Source organism: Parvibaculum sp. (assembly GCF_039973015.1).
Taxonomy (GTDB): domain Bacteria; phylum Pseudomonadota; class Alphaproteobacteria; order Parvibaculales; family Parvibaculaceae; genus Parvibaculum.
In genome coordinates, this window is the sequence record NZ_JBDWLT010000007.1 from 232788 (window position 1) to 254922 (window position 22135).

Here is a 22135-nt window from a genome sequence, read left to right on the forward strand (position 1 = left end):
CTAGACGACGATCCCGCCTCCCGACGGACCCGGCTCGCCTCCCTCCGGTCCGCGTCCGGCGCCTTTTTGCTTGTCCAGCATATAGCGCAGCTTTCGGATAGCCACGCGCTCAAGCTCGCTCCGCGCAGCGACGGAAGGTCCGACCACCGACACTTCCAGGCCCGTCGATACGTCGACAGCCGTCACCTTGACGCTGCTTCCGATCGGTATGTATTCAAAAATAACCTCACGGCTTTCGCCGTCCGCGCCTTGCCCTCCATCTGAAGGGCTATCGCCGTTCCGGTCAGGCGGCACGCCGAATCTTGTGGCGTGTCCACACCTGGTCAAGCGCCGACACAAGCTCGCGCATCATGTCGTCCGTATGAACCGGGCATGGTGTGAAACGCAACCGCTCGGTTCCTCGCGGCACGGTGGGGTAGTTGATCGGCTGAACATAGATGTTGAAATCCTTCAGCAGATCGTCGCTCACCTGCTTGCAGACAACCGGATCGCCAACCATCACCGGTACGATATGGCTTTCGCACCACATCACCGGCAGCCCTGCATCGGCCATCATCTGGCGTAGCGTCTGCGCGCGTTCCTGGTGCGTCTCACGTTCGGCATTGCTCGCCTTGAGGTGACGCACGGCCGCAAGAACACCAGCAACGAGAACCGGTGCAAGCGAGGTCGAGAAGATGAAGCCTGGTGCATACGAGCGCACGACATCGACGACATCGGACGAGGCAGCGATATAGCCACCCATCACCCCGAATCCCTTGGCAAGCGTCCCTTCGATGATATCGACCTTGTCGAGAACGCCGTCGCGCTCCGCAATGCCGCCGCCACGCCGCCCATAGAGGCCCACCGCATGAACTTCATCGAGATAGGTCAGCGCACCGTATTTGCGCGCTAGGTCGCAAATCGCGCCAATCGGCGCAATATCGCCGTCCATCGAATAGACAGACTCGAAAGCGACGATCTTCGGCTGCTCCGGGTCGAGCGCGCTCAGCAGTTCTTCGAGATGCGCAAGATCATTGTGCCGCCACAGCCTCTTCGGGCCGCCGCCGCGCTTGATGCCTTCGATCATCGACGCATGGTTCATCTCATCCGAGATGATCACGCAATCGCCAAGAATACGCGCCAGAGTCGAAAGCGTCGCGTCGTTTGCAGCATAACCCGAGGTGAAGAGCAGCGCCGATTCCTTCTGATGAAGGTCGGCAATCTCATGCTCCAGTTCGACGTGATAATGCGTTGTCCCCGAAATATTGCGCGTACCGCCGGACCCGGCGCCTACTTCATCGATCGCGCGATGCATCGCCTCGATGACGGCGGGGTGCTGGCCCATGCCGAGATAGTCGTTCGAGCACCAGACCACGATGTCTCTCGTGCCTTGCGGAGTGTGGAAAGTCGCGCGCGGGAATGAGCCGCGATGGCGCACGATATCGGCGAAGACGCGGTAACGCCCTTCGTCCTTCACCGCGCTCAGCGCTTCTGAAAGTTTGCGCTCATAATCCATGACGTTTCCTGTCCTCCCCCCGGCTCCAGCGGGGATACCCACATTATTTATCACACAATACCCCCGGACCGCAGCAAGGTCACAAGCGAATTGTCGCATAAAGACATGGGGTTGGAGGCGCGGTGCAAAACGTGAAGCACCTTACGAGGGCCAGAGACCCCGTTCAATGAGAACCGTTTTCATCAAGGCGGGCTCATCCGTCATCAGCCCGTCCACACCGGCATCGATCAGCCGCCGCATTTCGTCGGGATCGTCGATTGTCCAGACATGCACCTGCAGCCCGAGTTCATGCGCCCGCTCCACCAGCTTGCGGTCGACAAGCGGAATTCCATATTGCTCTACGGGAATCTGGGCGCAGCCCTCTGCGAACCCGCCAAAGACAAACCCCATCGGCCCTGCCCAGCTAGAAAAGCGCAACCGTGCCGTCGAGAGCGGCCCCATGCCGGTGCAGAGATTTGGCCCCAGCGCATCGCGGATGCCCGCCGTCCGCCGTCCCGAGAATGAATTGACGCACACGCGCTCGACCGCTTTCGCTTCCTTCAGAAGCTGGACAAGCGGTCTCGCGGCATTGTCACGCTTCGGGTCGATGTTGATCCTGATATCCGGCCAGGCCGCCAGAAGCTCTGCCATCAGCGGAATAGGCTCTGTCCCCGCGATCCGCGCCTTGCGAACCTCGGCATAGTCCATCTCCGCGATCACACCTTGCATATCGGTCACGCGATCGAGTTTGTCGTCATGGAAGGCGAGCAGAACGCCATCGCGTGTCGCATGCACGTCGGTCTCGATATAGCGGTAGCCCAAATCGACCGCGCCCTGAAAGGCGGGCATCGTGTTTTCCGGCCATGCACCTGCCCCGCCGCGATGGGCAAAGGCCAGCAATCCGTCAAATTCGAGATAGGGGAATTTCGCCGGGCGCATGTTTCGTTTCGCCTGCCGCTCTGATTGTCAGTCGTTGAGCGCGCTCGTATTCACGCCACCGTCACGATCATACACGTCGTCCCGGAAATTCACGACCCCGCCCGGCGCCGCCCATGCCGTGAGATAGACGAGATAGATCGGCACCGGCTTGCCAAGCGACACGTTTCGGTAGTGCCCTGCATCGACCATTCCTTCCACACGCTGCTCATCCCAGCTGGCGTCGTCACCCGCCACAAGCCATGTGACGAGCCCGCGCACATTGCGCACTCGCACACAGCCCGAACTGAAGTTTCGCTCCTGCCGTCCAAACAGCGTCTTGGTGGGGGTATCGTGCAGGAAGATCGCATCATTGTTCGGGAAGTTGATCTTGAGCGAGCCAAGCGAGTTCCCGGGCCCGGGATCTTGCCGGAGATAATAGGCCTCGTTCACGCGCGGGTTGGACCAGTCGATTTTCGCCGGGTCGAGTTCGCGGATGTTGTCGCCCCAGCCCTGCATCACGCGAATGCCCTGGCGCTTCAGATAACCCGGATTGGCGCGAATCTTGGACAACATGTCCGCCATCGCGATGGACTTCGGCACATACCAGTATGGATTGAATGTGATCGACGTCACCTGGCTCGTGATTTCCGGCGTCTGCCGCGTCTGTTTGCCGACAATCACCCGCTCGTTGAACTCGACCGTGCCGTTGTTCACCGCCTCGACTTCCTGTCCCGCGATATTCACGAAGACATAGCGCCGCTCAATCTTCGGCATCAGCGCAGAGAGCCGGCGGATATTGATTTCGAGCTGCCGGATGCGCGTGTGAACGCCAACCGCCATCGCCGCAACCGTCCGCCGTCCCACGATGCCATCGGGCTCGAGCCCGTTGCGGGTCTGGTAGCGTTTTACCCCTTCCACCACGGCATCGTCATAGACATAGGCATCGCCGGGCGTCGTAATCATATCGCCCGTCGCAACAAGTCGCTCCCGCACCTGCGCGACGCGCGCATCGCGCACACCGAGTTCGAGCCTCTCGCCTGCGGACACTCGTGGCCATCCGCCCGATGCGGCAATATTCCGGTAGCGCTCGATTGCCGCCGTCATGGCGGCGATGGATTGTTCGCTGAGGGTCGGCGTCAATGTCCGTTGAAGCGGCGCTGTCTCCTCGAAACTGTCGGGAACCGGATCTGACTCGGGTGCCGTATTCGTCGCCCACGGATCGACCCAGTTCGTTTCCTGCACGCCATAGGAGGTTGTCCCCTCGGCGAATGCCGGCCCCACCAAAAGCGATGCAAACGGCAGAACCAACAGCAAGGCAAATACGGCGAAACCTCGCCCGGCAAAATTGGAAAACGCCTTTTTCACACAGCCCCGCAGCAATCCGCCGGAAGCCCCTCCGGCACGAACACAGGCCCCCGGTTTACCATTTCGGGACACCGGGCGCATCTCACCAACGCTATTCATGCAGATTGTCATGAAACATGTCGCATTCAGGGTCAGGATTCGGAATTCTGGCCCGGAAAAGGCCGGACTTCCCGTCTTGCGTGATGGAAATGCAACTATCGTGCTGCCTCACCCCGCCCGGAAAGCCGGGAAATAGAGAGGGAAGCACAAATCGAAAACACCAAAAGCCCGCGCCCTTGAAGACGCAGGCATGGCCCTCGCGTGAGGTAACGGCGCCTAGAGACGGAAGCGAATCTGGTCGGTCCAGAAGCGCTCGAGCTTGTAGAGCGTGGCATTCGCCTGCCGCAGCTCTTCGCTCGAAATGTCGCCCACCTCGTTCAGCATCGCGCAATGCTTGTTGTAAACCTCGTCGATCGCCGCACAGATCGCGCGGCCCTTCTCCGTCAGCCGGACGCGAACCGAACGGCGGTCCGAGCGCGAACGCTGATGATGGATATAACCGGCCTCGACAAGCTTCTTCAGATTGTAGGACACGTTGGAGCCGAGATAGTGGCCGCGCGTCCGGAGCTCGCCGGCGGTCATTTCGGAATCGCCAATGTTGAAAAGAAGAAGCGCCTGCACACTGTTGATCTCTGAACAGCGGATGCGATCGAGCTCGTCCTTGATCACGTCGAGCAGCCGCCTGTGGAGACGTTCCACATAGGTCAGCGTTTCAAGATAAGCGATCTTGCGGTCGGGATCCTTCTGATCCCCAACGGCCGGTTCGCTCTTAAGATTGGTCATACCCATTGGGTGCCCCCAAAACCTCACGCAAAAACTCAATGACGGCACTTTCTGTGCCGCACTGCGCTACATTATGCGTGAGCCCCTAACGAGGCCTTAAGCGATCCAGCACGAATGCCGAAGCGAACTCATTATGATTAAGGCTATATTTCACCGCGGATGAGCTTGATGATGCCCGAGAAATCGAGACCCTCCTCACCCGCGGCCTCCATCAGCGCATAGAGCTGCGCCGCCTGCGCCCCGAGCGGAATGGGGGTGCGTGACGTCTTGGATGCATCTTGCGCGAGCCGGAGATCCTTCAGCATCATCGCCGCCGAAAAGCCCGGCTGGTAGTTCCGGTTCGCGGGTGATGCGGGCACCGGCCCCGGCGCCGGGCAGTAGGATGTCATCGACCAGCATTGGCCGGATGCCGTCGACGAGATATCGAACAGCGTTTGCGCATCGAGCCCCAGCTTCTCGCCGAGGACGAAGGCTTCCGATACACCGATCATCGTGATGCCGAGGATCATATTGTTGCAGACCTTGGCGACCTGCCCGTTTCCCGCGGCCCCCGCATGGAAAATGTTCTTGCCCATCTTTTCGAGAATGGGTTTCGCCTTCGCGAAGGCTTCTTCCGTCCCGCCGGCCATGAAGGTGAGCGTACCCGCTTCCGCGCCGCCGACACCGCCGGAAACGGGTGCATCGATCATCGTCATGCCCGCCTGCTCCGCCGCCGCGATGGTCTCGCGCGCCGAAGGAATATCGATGGTCGAGCTGTCGATGAAGACGGTGCCCTTGCGCGCCGATGAGATCAGCCCGCCCTCGCCCATATAGACAGCACGCACATGTTCGCCAGCCGGCAACATGGTTACGACGAAATCGACGTCGCGTGCCGCATCGCTCGCACTCTCCGCCTTCTCCGCACCCGCCTCGACGAGCGCAGAAACAGCCCCCGCCGCGAGATCGAACACCTTGAGCTTGTGTCCGTCCTTAACGAGGTTCCGCGCCATCGGCCCGCCCATATTGCCAAGCCCGATAAATCCGATCGCCGCCATGCTTTGCTCCCTCGCCATCCGCTCAGTCGAACGTCAGTTCATTGTCGCCGAGCGGTACAAAATAACTGTCCACGTCGCCCGCCGTCATGTCGGCCAGCGTTGCGGGCTTCCACTTCGGTGCCTGATCCTTGTCGATCACCACGGCGCGCACGCCCTCGTAGAAATCATGTCCCTTGATGAAGCCATTGATGAGACGGAATTCGAGCTTCATGCATTCCTCGAATTCGAGCTTCGCGCCTTCGCGCACTTGCCGGAAGGCAACCAGCGTCGAAGTCGGTGATTTGGCTTCGATGATTTCCGCCGTCTTCGCCGCCCATTCGCCGCCATCGGCGCGAAGCGAGGCAATGATTTCGGCCACTGACCCCTTCGAGAAATGCCGGCAGATATCCTCCTGGATCGCGGCGAGCGGCGCCGGGCCCTCTTCTTCCGCCACTTCTTTCAACGCTTCGGTGAGCGGCACCCCGCCCGCAATCCGGTCTTTCAGCGTCTCCAGCCGTTCGGATGGTACATAGGCATCCGCGATCCCTGCATAGATCGCGTCGGCCGCCTTGAGCCGCGCGCCTGTAAGCGCGAGATAAAGACCCGTCTCTCCCGGCGCACGTGGCAAAAAGTAAGTGCCCCCCACATCGGGGAACAGGCCTATCCCCGTTTCCGGCATCGCAAAGGTGAGCCTCTCGCTCGCCACCCGATACGATCCGTGGACTGACAAACCGACGCCGCCGCCCATGTTGATCCCGTCCATCAGCGCGATGAAGGGCTTGGGATAATGCTTGATGCAGGTATTGAGCTGATACTCCTCGCGCCAGAAGGCGAGCGCGGAAGGATCGCCCGCGCGCCCCCAGTCATGCAGCGCACGAATATCGCCACCCGCACAGAACGCCTTCTCGCCCGCCCCCTCAATCACAATACACTGGACGCGCTCGTCCGCCACCCATTCCCGCAGTTGCGGATGAATGAGCCGCACCATGCCGAGCGTCAGCGCGTTCAGCGCCTTCGGGCGGTTCAGCGTAATCACGCCCGCCGAGCCGCGCCTCTCGAACAGAACTTCAGCTTCCTCGCTCATCGCACTCCCGCACTCACTATTTCAGCAGTTCGCGCGCGATGATCACGCGCATGATCTCGTTCGTTCCCTCAAGGATCTGGTGCACACGTGCATCGCGCAGGTGCCGCTCCAGCGGAAAATCCTTGAGGTATCCATAACCGCCGTGGATTTGCAGCGCCTCGTTGATGACGCGGAAGCCCGCATCGGTCGCGAAGCGTTTCGCCATCGCTGCCTTCATCGTCGCGTCGGGCGCCTTCGCATCCACCTTCGTCGCCGCGTTGTAGATCATCAGCCGCGCCGCTTCGAGTTCGGTCGCCATGTCCGCGAGCTTGAATTGCAGCGCCTGGAAATCGGCGAGCTTGCGGCCGAATTGTTCGCGCTCCCCGAGATAGGACTTCGCGCGCTTAAGCGCCGCCTCCGCCGTCCCGAGCGAGCACGCGCCGATATTGATGCGGCCCCCGTCAAGGCCGGACATCGCGATCTTGAAGCCCTCGCCCTCCGCACCGATCAGGTTGTCGACAGGTACGCGGCAATCCTCGAAGATGACCTGCGCCGTCGGCTGGCTGTTCCAGCCCATCTTCCGTTCAGGCACACCGAAGGAAAGCCCCGGCGTCCCCTTCTCGATCACGAGGCAGGAAACGCCCTTCGGCCCCGCCTCGCCCGTGCGCACCATGCAGACATATATGTCAGATGTGCCCGCGCCCGAGATGAAGGCCTTGTTGCCATTCAATACATAGTGGCCGCCATCCTTCACCGCCTTCGTCTTCAGCGACGCCGCATCCGACCCGCTCGAAGGCTCCGTCAGGCAATAGCTCGCGATCAGTTCCATCGGCGTCAGCTTCGGCAGCCATTTCTGCCGCTGCTCTTCCGTCCCGTAGCGGTCGATCATCCACGACGCCATATTGTGGATCGAGAGAAACGCCGCCGTCGATGTGCAGCCTTCCGACAGCGCCTCGAAGATCAGCGCCGCGTCGATCCGGCTTAGCGCCGACCCGCCCACATCCTCGCGCACATAGATGCCCGCAAAGCCGAGCTCCGCCGCCTTGCGCAGCTTGTCCACAGGGAAGAAGGAATCCCGGTCCCAGTCCGCCGCATGAGGCGCAAGTTCAGCCGCCGCAAAGTTCCGCGCCACGTCCTGAAACGCCTGCTGTTCTTCCGTAAGCTCGAACCGCATTTCTCCGCCTCCCATGCGCGCCTTGATACCAGGCCTTTTCAGCGGTGATACTGGCCACCCATGACCCTGTCAACGAAACGGCCCTGAAGCATCGCGCCGCATGGCGGCTAACGCTGCGGCAATGCGCGGCGGCCACCCGCTTTTGCCCCGGATTGCGCGCATGTCCCCTTTGGCGCTATGAGTTCTGCATGATGGAAAAGCACACCGCCCCCGCCTTCCCGGCCACGCGCATGCGCCGCAACCGCAAAAGCGACTGGTCCCGCCGCCTCGTTTCGGAAAACGCCCTCTCGGTGAACGACCTGCTTTGGCCGCTCTTTCTGATCGAGGGTGAGGGAAAGCGCGAAACCGTGCCCACCATGCCGGGCGTCGAGCGTCTCAGCGTGGATGAAGCCGTCGCCGCGGCGCAGGAAGCCGCAAGCTACGGCATCCCCGTCATCGCCCTCTTTCCCTACACCTCGGCTGAAAACCGCGACCCGCAGGGAAGCCTGGCGTACGACCCGGACAATCTCGTCTGCCGTGCCACCCGCGCCATCAAGCAGGCCGTGCCGGATATCGGTGTCCTCTGCGACGTCGCGCTCGATCCCTATACGAGCCACGGCCATGACGGCCTCATGTCCGGCGACGTGATCCTCAACGACGAGACGGTCGAGGCGCTGGTGAAACAGGCGCTCGTCCAGGTCGAAGCCGGCTGCGATATCATCGCCCCCTCCGACATGATGGATGGCCGCATCGGCGCGATCCGCGCGGGCCTCGAAGCGGCCGGACACACCGACACGCAGATCATGTCCTATGCCGCGAAATACGCCTCCGCCTTTTATGGTCCCTTCCGCGACGCCATCGGTTCGACCGGCGCGCTGAAGGGTGACAAACGCACCTACCAGATGGACCCCGCGAATGGCGACGAGGCCATGCGCGAAGTCGCCCTCGACATCGCGGAAGGCGCGGACATGGTCATGGTAAAGCCGGGCCTGCCCTATCTCGACATCGTCACCCGCGTGAAGGCCGAGTTCGGCATGCCGACCTTCGCCTACCAGGTCTCCGGCGAATACTCGATGATCGCCGGCGCCATCGAGCGCGGCTGGTTTGACCGCGACCGCGTCATCCTCGAAAGCCTTGTGGCCTTCAAGCGCGCGGGCGCCGACGGCGTGCTCACCTATTTCGCACTCGAAGTCGCAAAGCTTCTGAAAACCGCCTGAAAGTTCTGCCGGTCAGGCGTCGAGCCCCGCCAGCCGGAGCGAAGCCTCGCCGTGAAGCGCGGCGAGCCCGCCCGCTTTTTCCGCAAGCTCGCCAAGGTCCGCCACGAGATGTTTCCGGCGGGTTGCCGCCTTCCTGTTGCCGAGCTTGCCGAACATCAACTCGTAGCGGCCGGGATAATCCGCCGCGAAGGCGAGATAGGCTTCTCTGATCGCCCGCGCGCTCGATACCGCTTCGACATCGTCGATCAGCATGTCGAACCCTTCCAGCGCCACCGCACCCAAAAGCTCATCGAGATTTGAAAAATGCCGGTAGGGCGCGGCTTCGGAAACCCCGGCGCGCCGCGCGGCCTCCCGCATGGTCAGCGCATGCCGCCCGCGAATATCGATCAGCGTTGCCGCCGCCTCCATCAGCCCTTGCTTCAGGTCGCCATGATGGTAGCTCGTTTTCTGTCCTCGCATTCGTGCGCGCATGATCCGCCGCCCCTCACACGTTCCCGCTTTGTCTCGATAATTTACATGTTATCGATGTTAACATATACGTCAACCTTAATATGAGAACGCTCCGTGAACGGAGGATATCGTTTTGCTCCAGAAACGAGTAGAAAAACGCCCGAAAGATGCCCCTCGAAGAAACCGGCGAGAGTTTACGGAAGAAGAAATCTCAGGCGGTGAACTCTTCGTGCATTCCGTCGATGCGCACGATCGTATCGGTCACAAACCCGTTAAAGCCTGTCTGCATCCCGATCGAATAGGCACCCATCAGCCCGAACTCGATCCAGTCCCCTTCACCGATATTTTCCGGGAGATAGAAAGGCAGCTTCAGCACATCGAGGCTGTCGCAGGTCGGCCCAAACAGACGGAACGGCCTGAGCGCTCCGTCCACCGGCCCGTCCTTGCGCACCGCGCGTACCGGCGGGTCGAGATCGCCATCGCGAATTTCGGAAAGGCATCCATAGATGCCGTCATTGATATAGAGGTCATCGCCCTTGCGCAGGTGCACCTGCGTCAGCACCGAGCATCCTTCCGCGACAAGCGCCCGTCCCGGCTCGCCATAGAGCGGCACGTCGATCCCGAGCTTCTGCTTCGCATCGGCGATCACATCGAAATAGGTCTGAAGCGGCGGCACATCCTGCTTGTAGCTCGCGGGAAAACCGCCTCCCACATCGAGATATTCAAGCGGAACACCCGCCTTCTCCGCAACCTTCTTCGCCATCTCCATCGCAACGCGGAAGGCTTCCGGGTCAAGACACTGACTGCCGACATGAAAGGCAATCGCCGTCCGGCAGCCGTAATCCTTCGCCTTTTTCAGCAACGCCACGGCAGCGTCCGGCGCCGCACCGAACTTCGCCGAGAGATCGTAGACCGCTTTTCCCTTCGGCGTTGCAATCCGGACTTCCACGGTGATGTCCCTGCCCGCAATCGAGACAAGCTTGTCCAGCTCGTCTGGATGGTCGACCACATAATCGGTAATGCCGTAAACATCCGCCGCCGCTTCGAGAGCACCGCGCCCCTTCACCGGGTGGTTGAAATAGCAATGCGCGTCGGGAAGCTGCTCCGTCACCTTCGCGATCTCGGAGATCGACGCCGTGTCGAAATGCTCGATCCCGCCCTCATGCAGCGCCTTCAACACATAAGGATGCGGATTGCACTTCGTCGCATAAAGGACCGTACCGGGAAATCCTTCGACAAAGGTCCGCGCGCGGTCCCGCAGAATATCCGGAAAGACGCAGAAAACCGGATAGGACGGATTGAGCCGGCGGATGACCTCCGCAACCGAGGGAAAGCTGGGCTGGCGAAAAGGAGAACTCATGCCTTGTTCAATCTGGCAATCAGGCTCGAAGTGTCCCACCGTTTGCCGCCCATCGCCTGCACCTCCGAATAAAACTGGTCGACCAGCGCCGTCACTGGCAGATGTGAACCGTTCCGCCTGGCTTCGTCGAGGCAGATGGAAAGATCCTTCCGCATCCAGTCCACAGCAAAGCCGAAATCGAACTTGCCCTCTATCATCGTCTTGTAACGGTTTTCCATCTGCCAGCTCTGCGCCGCGCCCTTGGAAATCGTTTCGATCACGGCCTCCGCGTCGAGACCCGCCTGTTCGGCGAAATGGAGTCCTTCCGCCAGTCCCTCCACCAGCCCTGCGATGCAGATCTGGTTCACCATCTTGGTCAACTGCCCGGCGCCCGAAGGGCCAATGAGCTTCGCCATACGTGCAAAGGCGTCGATAACCGGCCTGGCCGTCGCGAAGGCGTCTTCGTCTCCGCCTGCCATCACCGTCAGCACACCGTTCTCCGCGCCTGCCTGGCCGCCCGAAACCGGCGCATCGATGAAGGCAATTTCGCGCCCCCTGGCTTCTCCGTAGAGTTCGCGCGCGACGGCGGCCGATGCCGTCGTGTGATCGACGAAGATCGTCCCCTTGCCCATCCCGTTGAATGCGCCGTCCGGTCCGGTTGTCACCTCGCGCAGGTCGTCATCATTGCCAACACAGGCAAAAACGATCTCCGCTCCCGCCGCCGCTGCCTTCGGTGTCGCCGCCGAAGCACCGCCATGAGCTTTCACCCATGCTTCGGCCTTCGCGCCGGTGCGGTTGTAGACGATGACCTCGTGCCCGGCCTTTTTGAGATGCCCGGCCATCGGATATCCCATCACGCCCAGCCCGATAAATGCGACCTTGCTCACCAGCGGCCTCCTCGCTTCGCTTTTGTTCTCTTCCGCCTATCTAACAGGCCAGCCCCCTCAAGCGCAAAAAAGCCCCCGCGCGGCACGCGGAGGCCTTTTCACCAAACTGCAAAAACCTACTGTATCCGGCCTTCCGCCGCGATGTGTCCCGTCCGGCAGAGCTGCGACGACCGCCATGTGCATTTCGCATAATAAAGCCGCACGATGTCACCCTCGCGGGTCATGTCATAGCAGTCCGTCGTGCCGTACTGGATGACCTTCGCGGCGTGGCACCAGCGATTGCCTTCGATCCACCACTTCCCGTCACCGGATTCGCTGCGCGTCGAAGACGTGCCGCGATGATAGGTCTGGAAGAAATAATGCTTGAGGTCGACATCCGTCGTCCCGTCGGGATGCAGGTCTATCGTCGTCTCGACATAGCGGCTGCTGCCTTGCACATCGATGCGGCCCATCTCCAGCACGAAGGTCTTGCCCGTCATTTGCGCGCGGATCTGTCCGGCGGTCAGCGAGTCGCCCTTCTTGTTGAGGATCGTCTCCTCCGCGTCGCCGCCCGCGCCTCCCGCGGTGCCGCCTTCCGTACCGCCGCCAGCACTTGCCGCCTGCTCGACGGGTTTCGGCGTCGGTTCGGGAATTTCCTCCGGTGGCGGCATCGGCTTCGCCGATTTCCGCACCACGGTTTCCTTCTTGGGCTCCGGCTTGGGCGGTTCCGGTTTCACCTCCGGCTTCGGCTCCTCGATGGGCTTGGGCGGTGCTGCATAGCGTTCATTCGCCGATCCCGCCGCGAGCTGAAACGTGACAGACTCGCCTCCGCCCGGTCCCGGCCCGCCGAAAATACCGCCAAAAGTGAGCAGGAACGAGAGGAACAAAAGCCCGTGCAGAACGACGGACGCGATCAGGAAGTTCCGCAGTCGAAACTCGCGCGGCTCCATATCGTCCGGGTTGATGGTTGCGACGCTCATGAGCCTCGCTCCGTCATGATCGTCACTTGCTCGACGCCCGCCTCGCGCAATCCTTCCATCAGTTCGAGTACCGCGTCCGCCGGTGCATTCGCATCCGCCTTGATCGCGACTCGCTTCGTATTGCTATCCTTCAGGTGCTTTTCCATCATCACGCCCGAAAGCTTCGCATCCATCACCCGGTCGCCGAGCCAGATGAACCCGTCCGCTTCCACAATCAGTGTCGTCGGCACATCCTTCTCGCGGTCATTCAGCGCCCCTTCCGGCAGCGACACCGCGATATTCTCGGATGGCTGCATCGTGCCTGCGAGCAGGAAGAAGATGAGCAGCAGGAACACCACGTTGATCAGCGGCACCAGCGTCTCGAATTGCCTGCGCGGCGGCTCTTCGTCGAAATCGATCATTTTGTGATCTTCTCCACGCGTGCCGTACCGACATTCTTCGCACCCGACTCTCGCGCTGCTTCCACCGCGGCGACGAGCGCCTGTGTGCGCGATCCCTTCTCGGCGAGAATAGTGACGGTAATGTCCTTGCGCTCTCCGATGGCCGTCTTCAGCCCTTCGGGCAATGCCCTGCGTTCAATCGGCGTTCCGTCGATGGCGATGGTGCCATCGCCGTTCAGCCAGATTTCCACCACACGCGCATCCTTCGGCAGATCGTCCGCGCTGGGCGCAGGCGTTACCACCGACAGCGACTGCGTCTGCAGAAACGATGTCGTCAGCATGAAGAAGATGAGCAGCAGGAACACCACATCGATCAGCGGCGTCAGGCTGGCCATCCCTCGCTTCCGGGTTGGGGCCTCGAACATGCTCGGAACTCCCGTCAGGCCGTTATTGTGCCGCCCGGGACTGGGAAGACCCCGGCCTTGCATGCAGCGCCGCGATCACACGCGATGAACCATCCCGCATCGAGAGCCGCACCTGATCGACCTTGCCTTCGAGAAGATTGAGCGCAGTGATCGCAGGCAGCGCCACGATAAGGCCGACGGCAGTCGTCAGCAGCGCCACCCAGATGCCGCCCGAAAGCAGCGCCGGGTCGACTTGCGTGCCCGCCGCCTCAAGGCTCTGGAAAGCGTTGATCATGCCGATAACCGTGCCAAGCAGACCGAGTAGCGGCGAGATATTGCCGATCACCTCAAGCCAGCGCAGATAGCGTTGCAACGAGCCGAGCTCCATCGTGCCCACGCGCTGGATTTCCGCCGCCACGTCCTCGTCGCGCAGATCGCCGCGCATCTTCGCGCGAACGCCCGATGCCATCGCGCGCGCAAGCGGCGTCTTGTGCTTCTTCAGGATTTCGAGCGACCCGCCCAGATCTCCTCGCTCGATCTTGTCGACAGCCGGATCGACAAAGCCGCGCCGGGACAGCCCCGATGTCCAGAACTGGACGATTTTGAGCAGGATGATCGCCGCGGAAATCACGGAAAGCACCAGCAGGATCGCAACAATGGGACCGCCCTTGTCGATCAGCGAACCGATCGAGTACCAGACGTCGCCGCTTCCTCCCTGCGCGATGATGTCGGCCGCGCCGCCCGTCGTGGCGCTGGCCGCGCCATCGGCGGCAGCAGAGGTTCCCTCAGCCGCGCCATTGGCGGCATCCACGCTTGTTGCTTCTTCAGGCATATATTTGCTCCTCCCGGGGACGCATCCCCAACCCCCAACCCGTGTTTACTGCCCGTTTGCCCGGAAGCCTCCTCCCCGGTATTAACGGGTGACGACCGGCGGATTTTTTAGTAAATTTTGTTTACGAAATCACCGCTGCGCGGGAAAATCAAGCGCTTCGACAAAAAACAGCACATCATTTTTTGTCGTTGGCCAAATTGCGCAACGGCTCCGTCTTGATACTGTCACTTTGCGTCCTTTTTCGTGACGCAGCGGGACTGAGGGGCACGACCGTGAAAAAGAATGCCGCGAAAGCGGTAAAGCCGGAAGCCGAAACACCCGATGTCTTCTCACCGGAGCATTTTCTCCGTGCGATCACGGATGTCGGCACCATGCTTGCGACGGTCTATGACCGCCGCACCGGCCTCACCCGCAACCAGACGCGAATCGTCGTCGAGCTTCTGGAACGCGACGGGCAGACCCAGACCGAGCTCGCCAACGCGCTTTTGATCCACAAGGTTTCCGTCGGCATCTATGTCAGCGAACTGGAGCAAATGGGGCTGGCGGAGCGCCGCAACCATCCCACCGACGGGCGCGCAAAGTGCATCTATCTGACGCCGCTGCTGCATGCAAACAAGCATATCGGCCAGGATCACTATCAGCGCATCCATGCCGCCGCGATCGACGGCATCGGCCGCGAGGATTACCTCACCATGCTGAAGGCAATGGAACGGATGCGCGATAATCTCGTCGAACTCGACGCTTCCGAAAAAGCGGCCGAAAAAGCCGGCGCGAAAACGGACTAGCCGGCCGGCGGCAGGCAGTTATAGCCGCCGCGGTGATAAAGCAGCGGCCGGCCGCCATCGACATAATCGAATTTCAGCACACGCCCCACCATGATCACATGGTCGCCCGCGTCGTGCCGCGCGTCGATCTCGCATTCGAAATGCGCCAGTGCTTCCTTGAGCGCGGGAATGCCGCTGCTGCCCTCAAGGACTTCGATGCCTTCCAGGCTGTGATCGCCCTTCATCGCAAGACGCGACGACACTTCCGTATGTTCCTCGCGAAGCACGTTCACCGTGAAATGCGTCGCCTTCACGAAGACGTCCAGCGTGTCGGATTTCTTGTCGAGGCACCACAGAACCAGCGGCGGATCGAGCGAGACGGAGGAAAAAGAATTGACCGTAATGCCGATCGGGTCTTTCCCCGCCTCACGCGTCGTCACCACGGCAACGCCCGTCGTGAAGCAGCCGAGCGCATTGCGGAACTTCCGCACGTCATGCGCGCCACCTTCTTTCACCATCGTTTCGGCCGTCATCTGGTGCTGAACTCCCTGCATTCGCCCCGTTTCGGCGAAATCGCGCCTGCGGCTTTCCGCCAAGTCAACAAACTCTTAATTTTATTCAGCCTTTGGGTGTAAGCCACCCGCAAGCGGCCGCGCAACACCATCCCGCGCAAAGCCGCTGTCTTTCACGCAAAACGTATTGGTTAAACCGGCTGTTAAGACGCCGCCCGCAACAATGCGGCAAGAGATGGGGCGGGCTCGCTGATTGTCGGCAACCGCGGATAACCTGCAAGAAAGTGCTTGGGCATATGCGGCTGGTCGTTGGCATCCTGTTGGTTCTGGTGAGTGTGTTCGGCGGCTATGCCGCTATGGGTGCTCATCTGGAGGTTCTTTGGCAGCCTTTCGAGGGGGTCATCATTCTCGGTGCCGCCATGGGCGCCTTCATCATCGCCAATCCGCCGGCGGTCCTGAAAAGCATCGGCAGCCTGTTCGGCACCCTCTTTCGCGGTCCCCGCTACGACAAGACGGCCTATCTCGAACTCCTCGGCCTGCAATACACCCTCTTCAAGCTCGCCAAGAGCAAGGGCAACCTCGCCCTCGAAGCCCATGTCGAGAACCCGTCCGACAGCACGATCTTCTCCCAGTTTCCGAAGTTCTCCTCCGACCATCACTCCGTGGAGTTCATGTGCGACTACCTGCGCATGATCACGCTGGGCACTGAAAATGCGCACGAACTCGAAGCGCTGATGGACGAGGAACTCGAAACGCACCATCAGGAGCGCGAACGTATCGTCGGCGCCGTGCAGGCCCTGGCAGACGGCACGCCCGCTCTCGGCATCGTCGCCGCCGTGCTCGGCGTCATCAAGACGATGGGCTCCATCGACCAGCCGCCGGAAGTGCTCGGCCATCTCATCGGCGGCGCCCTCGTCGGCACCTTCCTCGGTGTGTTCGTGGCCTATGGCTTCTTCGCACCGATGGCTCAGTCGCTCCGCAACATCTACGAAGCCGAATCCAAATATTACCTGTCGATGAAGGCCGGCCTCCTCGCCCACATGGCCGGTTATGCGCCTGCCGTCTCCATCGAATTCGCCCGCAAGGCATTGATGTCGGATGTCCGTCCCACCTTCATCGAAGTGGAACAGTCGACCGCCGCCCTGCAACCCGCCGGCTGATCCCGGCAATTTGAAAAGCGTGTAGCCGCAAATGGCGTCGAACGAACAGCCCATCATCATCAAGAAGGTCAAGAAGGTCGTCCACGGCCATCACGGCGGCGCGTGGAAGATCGCCTATGCCGACTTCGTGACCGCCATGATGGCCTTCTTCCTGCTGATGTGGCTCATCAGCATGACGACGCCGGAACAGAAGCAGGGCCTCGCCGACTATTTCGCCCCCTCCAATGTCAGCCGCTCCACCAGCGGCGCGGGCGGCATCATGGGCGGCACCGCCTTCGACGAAACCGGCGCGCGCATGCCCGGCACCAAGCCCCAGGTCGTCATGACGATCTCGACGCCGGCACAGCCCAAAAGTCCCGAGACCGCGAAGAAGGAAGCCGAGCGCACCGCCGAGATGAACGAGCTGATGAAGCAGATGTCGGCGCGCGACCATCGCAATTTCCAGAGCGCCGCCGAAAGCATCCGCCAGTCGATGCGCGACAACCCGGACCTCGCCGAACTCTCGAAAAACGTCATCATCGACGAAACGCCGGAAGGCCTGCGCATCCAGATCGTCGATCAGGACGGCCGCTCCATGTTCCCGCCGGGCAACGTCGAACCCTATGAGCGTACGCGCCACCTGATCGAAAAGGTCGCGAAGATTCTCGTGCGCCTACCCAACCGCATCAGCATTTCCGGCCATACGGACGCAAACCCGGTTACCGGCCGCCCCGGCTATTCCAATTGGGAACTCACCTCTGACCGCGCCAACGCGACCCGCCGCATTTTCGAGAATGCCGGACTTGCGAACGACCGCATCTATCAGGTCGTGGGGAAGGCCGATTCCGAGCCTCTCTTCCCGGAAGACCCCTATATGGCCTCGAACCGGCGCCTTTCCGTGGTCCTTCTGCGCGAAGCCCCGGTCACGCCGCCCGGTTTCAGCCCCTGACGCCTGCCTTCCTGCCGTGCTTGCTTTCCTCTTTTCCTGCCCTTATGTGAATAGGGCCGTTTTCTGAGCGACAGGGAAAAGATGAGCGAAAGCAATAACGTAGCGCCTCCGGGCCTTTCCGCTTCGGAAAGCTTCGACTGGCCCGCCAGCGCCTTTGACGGCGTTATCATGGCCCGCTCCCTGGCCTTCATCGCCGATTTTTTCGTTGTCTGCGTCCTGATCGTTCTGGCGTCTGCCCTTTTCGGCGTCCTCGGCGTCCTCACATTCGGCCTGCTCTGGCCGGGCGCGCTCCTTTCGCCCCTCGTCGCGCTTGCCTATTTCACGCTGACCCTCGGTGGCCGCCATTCGGCCACGCCCGGCATGCGCTGGCAGGGGATCGAACTGCGCGCATGGAACGGCCACCGCCCCGGCTATCTTCAGGCCGCGCTCCAGACGGTTCTCTTCTATGTGACGGTCACCGTCGGCACGTTTTTCGTGCTTCTCGTGCCCTTCTTCAACAAGCGCCGCCGCTGTCTCCATGACTATCTTTGCGGTACTGTCTTCGTCCGTAGCAGCTCGCTCTGAACCGGGGCCACCTTCGCTAGATATATGGAAGTTCCATTCGAGGCATGACAGCCAGTAACGGTTTTGTGCCGACTAAAGAGATGCGCGCATGGAGATAGACTTCGTCTGGCAGATGTGGGTGACCTACGGCTTTATTCTGGCCGCCGTCGTTCTGTTCAGCATGGAACGGGTCACGCTTGAGGTTTCTGCGCTCGCGATCCTCAGCGCGCTTCTGGTCTTCTTTTATTTCTTCCCCGTGCCCGGCGATGACGGGCGCAACCTGCTCGGACCGACATCGCTGCTTGCGGGCTTCGCCAATCCAGCCCTCATCGCCGTCCTCGCTCTCCTTGTCATAGGGCACGGCATGTTCCAGACAGGCGCGCTGGATGGCCCGGCGCGCTATGTCGCCGACCTCGGCTCGACCCGGCCAGGCCTCACCATCTTTTTCACCTTCCTGCTCGTCGCCGCCATCAGCGCCTTCCTGAACAATACGCCCGTCGCCGTCATGTTCATTCCGGTGCTGGCCACGCTCGCCGGGCGCTTCGGCCAGCGCGCGCCGAAGGTCATGATGACATTGAGTTATGTCTCGATCCTCGGCGGCATGACGACGCTGATCGGCTCCTCGACAAACCTTCTCGCCGCGGGTGTTGTCCTCACCTCGCATCTGCCGCCAATCGGCATTTTCGATTTCGTCGTGCCGGGGCTTTTTCTCGCAGGCATCGGCTTTCTCTATTCGACGCTCGCCGTGCCGCACCTCCTGCCGGATCGCGGCGGGCCCACTATCGAGCTTCAGGGAAACGACGCAGGCGGCGGCAAGCAATATATCGCCCAGCTTGAAATCACTCCCGGCCACCCGCTTCTCGGTGTGAGTTCCACCGCCGGGCTCTTTCCGCCGCTCCGCGACATGACAGTGCGCATGATCCAGCGCGGCGAACACCCGATTCTGCCGCCCTTCGAAGACGTCACGCTCAGCACGGGCGACGTCATCATCGTCGCCGCCACGCGCCAGACGCTCACCGAGGCGCTGAAATCCGGCTCCCGTTTCTTTGAAGGCATGCTGGAAGAGCGTTTTGCCGAAGGCGCCGAAACCAATGGCGGCCCGGCAAAGCCCGGGGGCGAACTCGTCCTCGCCGAAACCGTGGTTGCGCCCGGTTCGCGCATGATCGGCCAGACCATCGAGCAGATTGCTTTCCGTCACCAGACCGGCTGCATCGTCCTTGGCGTGCAGCGCCGCAGCCGCATGATCCGCACCCTGCTGAACGATATTCGCCTTGAGGCGGGCGACGTGCTTCTCGTTCTCGGCAATGCTCCGAAGATTCAGGATCTGCGCCACAATCGCGACGTGTTGCTCCTCGAATGGTCGGCAACCGAACTCCCCGATCCGAAACTCGCCCATCGTGCGCTCGCCATCTTCGGCGTCATGGTCGCGAGCGTCCTCACCGGCATCCTCCCCATCGAGATCGCGTCCATCGGCGGCGCCCTCGCCATCATCGCCTTCGGCGTCCTCAATGTCCGTCAGGCCGCTCGCGCGATCGACCGCCGCATCTTCCTCATGGTCGGTGCCATGCTTGGCGTCGCCACCGCGCTGGAGGTCACAGGCGGCGCACATGCCATCGCCAATGCCTCCGTTGTCATGTTCGATGGCTATGGCGTTCCGGTCATCCTGTCGGCCTTCTTTTTCGCAATCGCCGTCACCACCAATGTGCTGACCAACAACGCGACCGCCGTGCTCTTCACCCCCATTGCCATCAGCACCGCAACACAGCTCGGCGTCGATCCCATGATCTTCGTCTATGCCGTCATCTTTGCGTCAAACTGCTCCTTCGCAACGCCGATGGGCTATCAGACAAACCTGCTGGTCATGGGCCCCGGCCATTATGAATTCAGGGATTTCGTGCGCGCGGGCGCCCCCCTCGTCATTCTGCTCTGGTTGGCCTATTCTTTCTTTGCGCCTTGGTACTATGGTCTCTGAGGACGCGAAGAAAACCAGCGCGAGAAGGCAGTGACGGACCAGTCCCGCATAAGGTTTCCACAGTTCTACATTACCTCGCCGCAGCCCTGTCCTTATCTGGAAGGCCGCTACGAGAAGAAGGTGTTTACCCACCTCCTCGGCGATGAGCCCGTCTCCCTCAACAACACGCTCACCCAGGCCGGCTTCCGCCGCAGCCAGAACATCGCCTATCGCCCGGCCTGCGAGGACTGTCAGGCCTGCGTCTCGGTGCGTGTTCTGGTGAACGAGTTCCGGCCCGGCCGCACCTTCCGTCGCATCGCCAACCGCAATGAAGACCTCCGGGGCCATTCGCGCACGGCTGTCGCCACCGGCGAACAATATGGGCTGCTGCGCCGCTATCTCGATGCGCGTCATGCCGATGGCGGCATGGCCGACATGACGGAACACGACTATGTGGCGATGGTCGAGGACACGACGATCCAGACAAGCATCATTGAATACCGCCAGCCTGCCGCCGAACCGGGCGAGACAGGCCCTCTCCTCGCCGCCGCGCTGACCGACACGCTCGAAGACGGCCTCTCGATGGTCTACAGCTTTTATGAGCCCTATGACGAAGCTCGTAGCCTCGGCACGTTCATGGTGCTGGACCATATCGAACGCGCAAGGCGTCTCGGTCTGCCTTACGTCTATCTGGGTTATTGGGTCGATGGCTCCCGCAAGATGGCCTACAAGACCCGCTTCCAGCCCCTCGAAGCCCTCATGCATGAGGGCTGGCGCCGCATGACGTCCCCCCTCTGAATCCGCCCTTTCCCGCCGCCGTTGCACCTCGCGCACGCGCGCCTATACTGGCCGCGAATTGTACCCCTGCAATCGGGGGAGAGACGGCCGTCAGCGGCCGTCTTGGGGAAGTATATCGGGGAGTCTTCGATGAAGCGCCGCTCGTTTCTGGCTGGCGCCGGCCTTGCCGGCATTGCCGCCGCCACCATGCCCGCGCCCGCCATCGCGCAAGGCAAGCGCCAGCTCAAGATGGTCACCACCTGGCCGAAGAACTATCCGGGCCTCGGCGTCTCCGCCGAACGCCTCGCCACCCGCATCGGCGAGATGACGGACGGCCAGATCGAGATCAAGGTCTTCGCCGCAAACGAGTTCGTTCCCGCCCTGGAATGTTTCGATACAGTCTCTTCCGGCGCCGCCGACATCTATCATGGCGCGGAATATTACTGGCAGGGCAAGTCCAAGGCCTTCAACTTCTTCACCGCTGTGCCCTTCGGCATGACGGCCGCCGAAATCAACGCCTGGATCTATCATGGCGGCGGACAGGAACTCTGGGACGACCTTTCCCGGGGCTTCAACATCAAACCCTTCATGGCCGCCAACACAGGCGTCCAGCTTCCCGGCTGGTACCGCAAGGAAATCAATTCGCTCGAAGACCTGAAAGGTCTGTCGATTCGCATGCCCGGCCTCGGCGGCGAAGTCATGCGCCGTCTCGGCGCCGCCGCCCTCACGCTTGCAGGCCCGGATATTTTCCCCGCCCTCCAAAACGGCACCATCGACGCCGCCGAATGGGTCGGACCGTGGAACGACATGGCCTTCGGCTTCTACCGCCTCGCGAAATATTACTACTGGCCGGGCTTCCACGAGCCGGGCTCGTCGCTGGCCGCAGGCTTCAACCTGCAAGTCTGGGAATCGTTCACCCCGCAGCAGCAGGCTGTGGTTCGCGCCGCCTGCGCCGCCGAAAACGACTACACGCTCGCCGAATACAACGCCCATAACGGCGCCGCCCTGAAAACCCTTGTCGAGAAGCATGGCGTCCAGGTCCGCCGCTTCCCGGACGATGTTGTCGCCGCGCTGAAGAAAACCTCGCAGGAAGTGCTTGAGGACGCCGCGAAGGAAGATGCCGTCACCGCAAAAGTCTATGACAGCTTCCGCTCCTTCCTCGACACGACAAGCGAGTGGACGCGCATCGGCGACGAGGGCTTCGTGCAGGCCCGCCGCGACTGA

General features: G+C 61.5%; 24 protein-coding genes. 8 read left to right on the forward strand and 16 right to left on the reverse strand.

Annotated features, from left to right (window positions below; translation table 11 throughout):
- The 8 genes from ABJO61_RS05885 to ABJO61_RS05920 all read right to left on the reverse strand — a co-directional run bounded on the left by ABJO61_RS05885 (position 1) and on the right by ABJO61_RS05920 (position 7829).
- Positions 1 to 186 (reverse strand): hypothetical protein, encoded by a 186-nt coding sequence (locus ABJO61_RS05885; protein WP_348326329.1) that lies wholly within the window; start codon positions 184 to 186, stop codon positions 1 to 3.
- A 97-nt stretch (positions 187 to 283) separates the two neighbouring features.
- Entirely contained in the window at positions 284 to 1495 is a 1212-nt protein-coding gene (gene hemA, locus ABJO61_RS05890; RefSeq protein ID WP_348326331.1) for a 5-aminolevulinate synthase, read from the reverse strand.
- A 141-nt stretch (positions 1496 to 1636) separates the two neighbouring features.
- Positions 1637 to 2413 carry a glycerophosphodiester phosphodiesterase gene (locus ABJO61_RS05895; RefSeq protein WP_348326333.1) on the reverse strand — a complete coding sequence of 259 codons (777 nt, stop codon included), beginning with the start codon at positions 2411 to 2413 and terminating at the stop codon, positions 1637 to 1639.
- 27 nt (positions 2414 to 2440) lie between these two features.
- The gene (locus ABJO61_RS05900; RefSeq protein WP_348330678.1) at positions 2441 to 3634 is read right to left on the reverse strand and encodes a L,D-transpeptidase family protein; all 1194 of its coding nucleotides are present in this window, start codon (positions 3632 to 3634) and stop codon (positions 2441 to 2443) included.
- A 438-nt stretch (positions 3635 to 4072) separates the two neighbouring features.
- Positions 4073 to 4585 carry a MarR family winged helix-turn-helix transcriptional regulator gene (locus ABJO61_RS05905; protein ID WP_348326337.1) on the reverse strand — a complete coding sequence of 171 codons (513 nt, stop codon included), beginning with the start codon at positions 4583 to 4585 and terminating at the stop codon, positions 4073 to 4075.
- Positions 4586 to 4722: 137 nt separating this feature from the next.
- A complete protein-coding gene (gene mmsB, locus ABJO61_RS05910) occupies positions 4723 to 5613 on the reverse strand; it encodes a 3-hydroxyisobutyrate dehydrogenase (protein ID WP_348326339.1) in 891 nt (296 codons plus the stop codon).
- 22 nt (positions 5614 to 5635) lie between these two features.
- Entirely contained in the window at positions 5636 to 6676 is a 1041-nt protein-coding gene (locus tag ABJO61_RS05915) for an enoyl-CoA hydratase/isomerase family protein (RefSeq protein WP_348326341.1), read from the reverse strand.
- A gap of 16 nt (positions 6677 to 6692) precedes the next feature.
- Positions 6693 to 7829: an acyl-CoA dehydrogenase family protein gene (locus ABJO61_RS05920; protein WP_348326343.1), complete on the reverse strand. Its 1137-nt coding sequence runs from the start codon at positions 7827 to 7829 to the stop codon at positions 6693 to 6695.
- Between the two features lie 188 nt (positions 7830 to 8017).
- Between ABJO61_RS05920 and hemB the strand changes: the two genes are divergently transcribed.
- Positions 8018 to 9025: a porphobilinogen synthase gene (hemB, locus tag ABJO61_RS05925; RefSeq protein ID WP_348326345.1), complete on the forward strand. Its 1008-nt coding sequence runs from the start codon at positions 8018 to 8020 to the stop codon at positions 9023 to 9025.
- 12 nt (positions 9026 to 9037) lie between these two features.
- Here the strand turns inward: hemB and ABJO61_RS05930 are convergent, their stop codons facing one another.
- From ABJO61_RS05930 to ABJO61_RS05960, 7 genes are all read right to left on the reverse strand, one after another.
- Positions 9038 to 9484: a helix-turn-helix domain-containing protein gene (locus ABJO61_RS05930; protein WP_348326347.1), complete on the reverse strand. Its 447-nt coding sequence runs from the start codon at positions 9482 to 9484 to the stop codon at positions 9038 to 9040.
- A gap of 202 nt (positions 9485 to 9686) precedes the next feature.
- Entirely contained in the window at positions 9687 to 10835 is a 1149-nt protein-coding gene (locus tag ABJO61_RS05935) for a type III PLP-dependent enzyme (RefSeq protein ID WP_348326349.1), read from the reverse strand.
- A complete protein-coding gene (locus ABJO61_RS05940) occupies positions 10832 to 11701 on the reverse strand; it encodes an NAD(P)-dependent oxidoreductase (RefSeq protein WP_348326351.1) in 870 nt (289 codons plus the stop codon). The genes ABJO61_RS05935 and ABJO61_RS05940 overlap by 4 nt, the downstream gene beginning before the upstream one ends.
- Positions 11702 to 11817: 116 nt before the next feature.
- Complete coding sequence (locus ABJO61_RS05945; RefSeq protein ID WP_348326353.1) at positions 11818 to 12660, reverse strand: hypothetical protein; 843 nt, start codon at positions 12658 to 12660, stop codon at positions 11818 to 11820.
- Complete coding sequence (locus ABJO61_RS05950) at positions 12657 to 13061, reverse strand: biopolymer transporter ExbD (RefSeq protein WP_348326355.1); 405 nt, start codon at positions 13059 to 13061, stop codon at positions 12657 to 12659. The genes ABJO61_RS05945 and ABJO61_RS05950 overlap by 4 nt, the downstream gene beginning before the upstream one ends.
- On the reverse strand, positions 13058 to 13435 hold the full coding sequence (locus ABJO61_RS05955) for a biopolymer transporter ExbD (protein WP_348326357.1): 378 nt from the start codon (positions 13433 to 13435) through the stop codon (positions 13058 to 13060). The genes ABJO61_RS05950 and ABJO61_RS05955 overlap by 4 nt, the downstream gene beginning before the upstream one ends.
- Before the next feature lie 52 nt (positions 13436 to 13487).
- Positions 13488 to 14276: a MotA/TolQ/ExbB proton channel family protein gene (locus ABJO61_RS05960; RefSeq protein ID WP_348326359.1), complete on the reverse strand. Its 789-nt coding sequence runs from the start codon at positions 14274 to 14276 to the stop codon at positions 13488 to 13490.
- 272 nt (positions 14277 to 14548) lie between these two features.
- Between ABJO61_RS05960 and ABJO61_RS05965 the strand changes: the two genes are divergently transcribed.
- Positions 14549 to 15061, forward strand: a complete 513-nt coding sequence (locus ABJO61_RS05965) for a MarR family winged helix-turn-helix transcriptional regulator (protein ID WP_348326361.1) — start codon at positions 14549 to 14551, stop codon at positions 15059 to 15061.
- Here the strand turns inward: ABJO61_RS05965 and ABJO61_RS05970 are convergent.
- Positions 15058 to 15573, reverse strand: a complete 516-nt coding sequence (locus ABJO61_RS05970; protein WP_348326363.1) for a flavin reductase family protein — start codon at positions 15571 to 15573, stop codon at positions 15058 to 15060. The genes ABJO61_RS05965 and ABJO61_RS05970 overlap by 4 nt on opposite strands.
- Before the next feature lie 275 nt (positions 15574 to 15848).
- On the opposite strand from ABJO61_RS05970, the gene motA reads away from it, so the two are divergent.
- From motA to ABJO61_RS06000, 6 genes are all read left to right on the forward strand, one after another.
- The gene (motA, locus tag ABJO61_RS05975) at positions 15849 to 16712 is read left to right on the forward strand and encodes a flagellar motor stator protein MotA (protein ID WP_348326365.1); all 864 of its coding nucleotides are present in this window, start codon (positions 15849 to 15851) and stop codon (positions 16710 to 16712) included.
- Positions 16713 to 16743: 31 nt separating this feature from the next.
- Positions 16744 to 17640, forward strand: coding sequence for a flagellar motor protein MotB (locus ABJO61_RS05980; protein WP_348326367.1), 897 nt, complete (start codon positions 16744 to 16746; stop codon positions 17638 to 17640).
- A gap of 81 nt (positions 17641 to 17721) precedes the next feature.
- Complete coding sequence (locus ABJO61_RS05985) at positions 17722 to 18204, forward strand: RDD family protein (RefSeq protein WP_348326369.1); 483 nt, start codon at positions 17722 to 17724, stop codon at positions 18202 to 18204.
- Between the two features lie 88 nt (positions 18205 to 18292).
- The gene (locus ABJO61_RS05990; RefSeq protein WP_348326371.1) at positions 18293 to 20155 is read left to right on the forward strand and encodes an SLC13 family permease; all 1863 of its coding nucleotides are present in this window, start codon (positions 18293 to 18295) and stop codon (positions 20153 to 20155) included.
- A gap of 30 nt (positions 20156 to 20185) precedes the next feature.
- Positions 20186 to 20932: an arginyltransferase gene (locus tag ABJO61_RS05995; protein WP_348326373.1), complete on the forward strand. Its 747-nt coding sequence runs from the start codon at positions 20186 to 20188 to the stop codon at positions 20930 to 20932.
- Between the two features lie 129 nt (positions 20933 to 21061).
- Positions 21062 to 22135, forward strand: coding sequence for a TRAP transporter substrate-binding protein (locus tag ABJO61_RS06000; protein ID WP_348326375.1), 1074 nt, complete (start codon positions 21062 to 21064; stop codon positions 22133 to 22135).

Excerpts from the sequence above, each read along its gene's own strand:
- hemA (WP_348326331.1), bottom strand. The coding sequence starts at position 1,495 with ATGGATTATGAGCGCAAACTTTCAGAAGCGCTGAGCGCGGTGAAGGAC.
- ABJO61_RS05895 (WP_348326333.1), bottom strand. The coding sequence starts at position 2,413 with ATGCGCCCGGCGAAATTCCCCTATCTCGAATTTGACGGATTGCTGGCC.
- ABJO61_RS05905 (WP_348326337.1), bottom strand. The coding sequence starts at position 4,585 with ATGGGTATGACCAATCTTAAGAGCGAACCGGCCGTTGGGGATCAGAAG.
- mmsB (WP_348326339.1), bottom strand. The coding sequence starts at position 5,613 with ATGGCGGCGATCGGATTTATCGGGCTTGGCAATATGGGCGGGCCGATG.
- ABJO61_RS05915 (WP_348326341.1), bottom strand. The coding sequence starts at position 6,676 with ATGAGCGAGGAAGCTGAAGTTCTGTTCGAGAGGCGCGGCTCGGCGGGC.
- ABJO61_RS05920 (WP_348326343.1), bottom strand. The coding sequence starts at position 7,829 with ATGCGGTTCGAGCTTACGGAAGAACAGCAGGCGTTTCAGGACGTGGCG.
- hemB (WP_348326345.1), top strand. The coding sequence starts at position 8,018 with ATGATGGAAAAGCACACCGCCCCCGCCTTCCCGGCCACGCGCATGCGC.
- ABJO61_RS05930 (WP_348326347.1), bottom strand. The coding sequence starts at position 9,484 with ATGCGAGGACAGAAAACGAGCTACCATCATGGCGACCTGAAGCAAGGG.
- ABJO61_RS05935 (WP_348326349.1), bottom strand. The coding sequence starts at position 10,835 with ATGAGTTCTCCTTTTCGCCAGCCCAGCTTTCCCTCGGTTGCGGAGGTC.
- ABJO61_RS05945 (WP_348326353.1), bottom strand. The coding sequence starts at position 12,660 with ATGAGCGTCGCAACCATCAACCCGGACGATATGGAGCCGCGCGAGTTT.
- ABJO61_RS05950 (WP_348326355.1), bottom strand. The coding sequence starts at position 13,061 with ATGATCGATTTCGACGAAGAGCCGCCGCGCAGGCAATTCGAGACGCTG.
- ABJO61_RS05955 (WP_348326357.1), bottom strand. The coding sequence starts at position 13,435 with ATGGCCAGCCTGACGCCGCTGATCGATGTGGTGTTCCTGCTGCTCATC.
- ABJO61_RS05960 (WP_348326359.1), bottom strand. The coding sequence starts at position 14,276 with ATGCCTGAAGAAGCAACAAGCGTGGATGCCGCCAATGGCGCGGCTGAG.
- ABJO61_RS05970 (WP_348326363.1), bottom strand. The coding sequence starts at position 15,573 with ATGACGGCCGAAACGATGGTGAAAGAAGGTGGCGCGCATGACGTGCGG.
- motA (WP_348326365.1), top strand. The coding sequence starts at position 15,849 with ATGCGGCTGGTCGTTGGCATCCTGTTGGTTCTGGTGAGTGTGTTCGGC.
- ABJO61_RS05980 (WP_348326367.1), top strand. The coding sequence starts at position 16,744 with ATGGCGTCGAACGAACAGCCCATCATCATCAAGAAGGTCAAGAAGGTC.
- ABJO61_RS05985 (WP_348326369.1), top strand. The coding sequence starts at position 17,722 with ATGAGCGAAAGCAATAACGTAGCGCCTCCGGGCCTTTCCGCTTCGGAA.
- ABJO61_RS05990 (WP_348326371.1), top strand. The coding sequence starts at position 18,293 with ATGGAGATAGACTTCGTCTGGCAGATGTGGGTGACCTACGGCTTTATT.
- ABJO61_RS06000 (WP_348326375.1), top strand. The coding sequence starts at position 21,062 with ATGAAGCGCCGCTCGTTTCTGGCTGGCGCCGGCCTTGCCGGCATTGCC.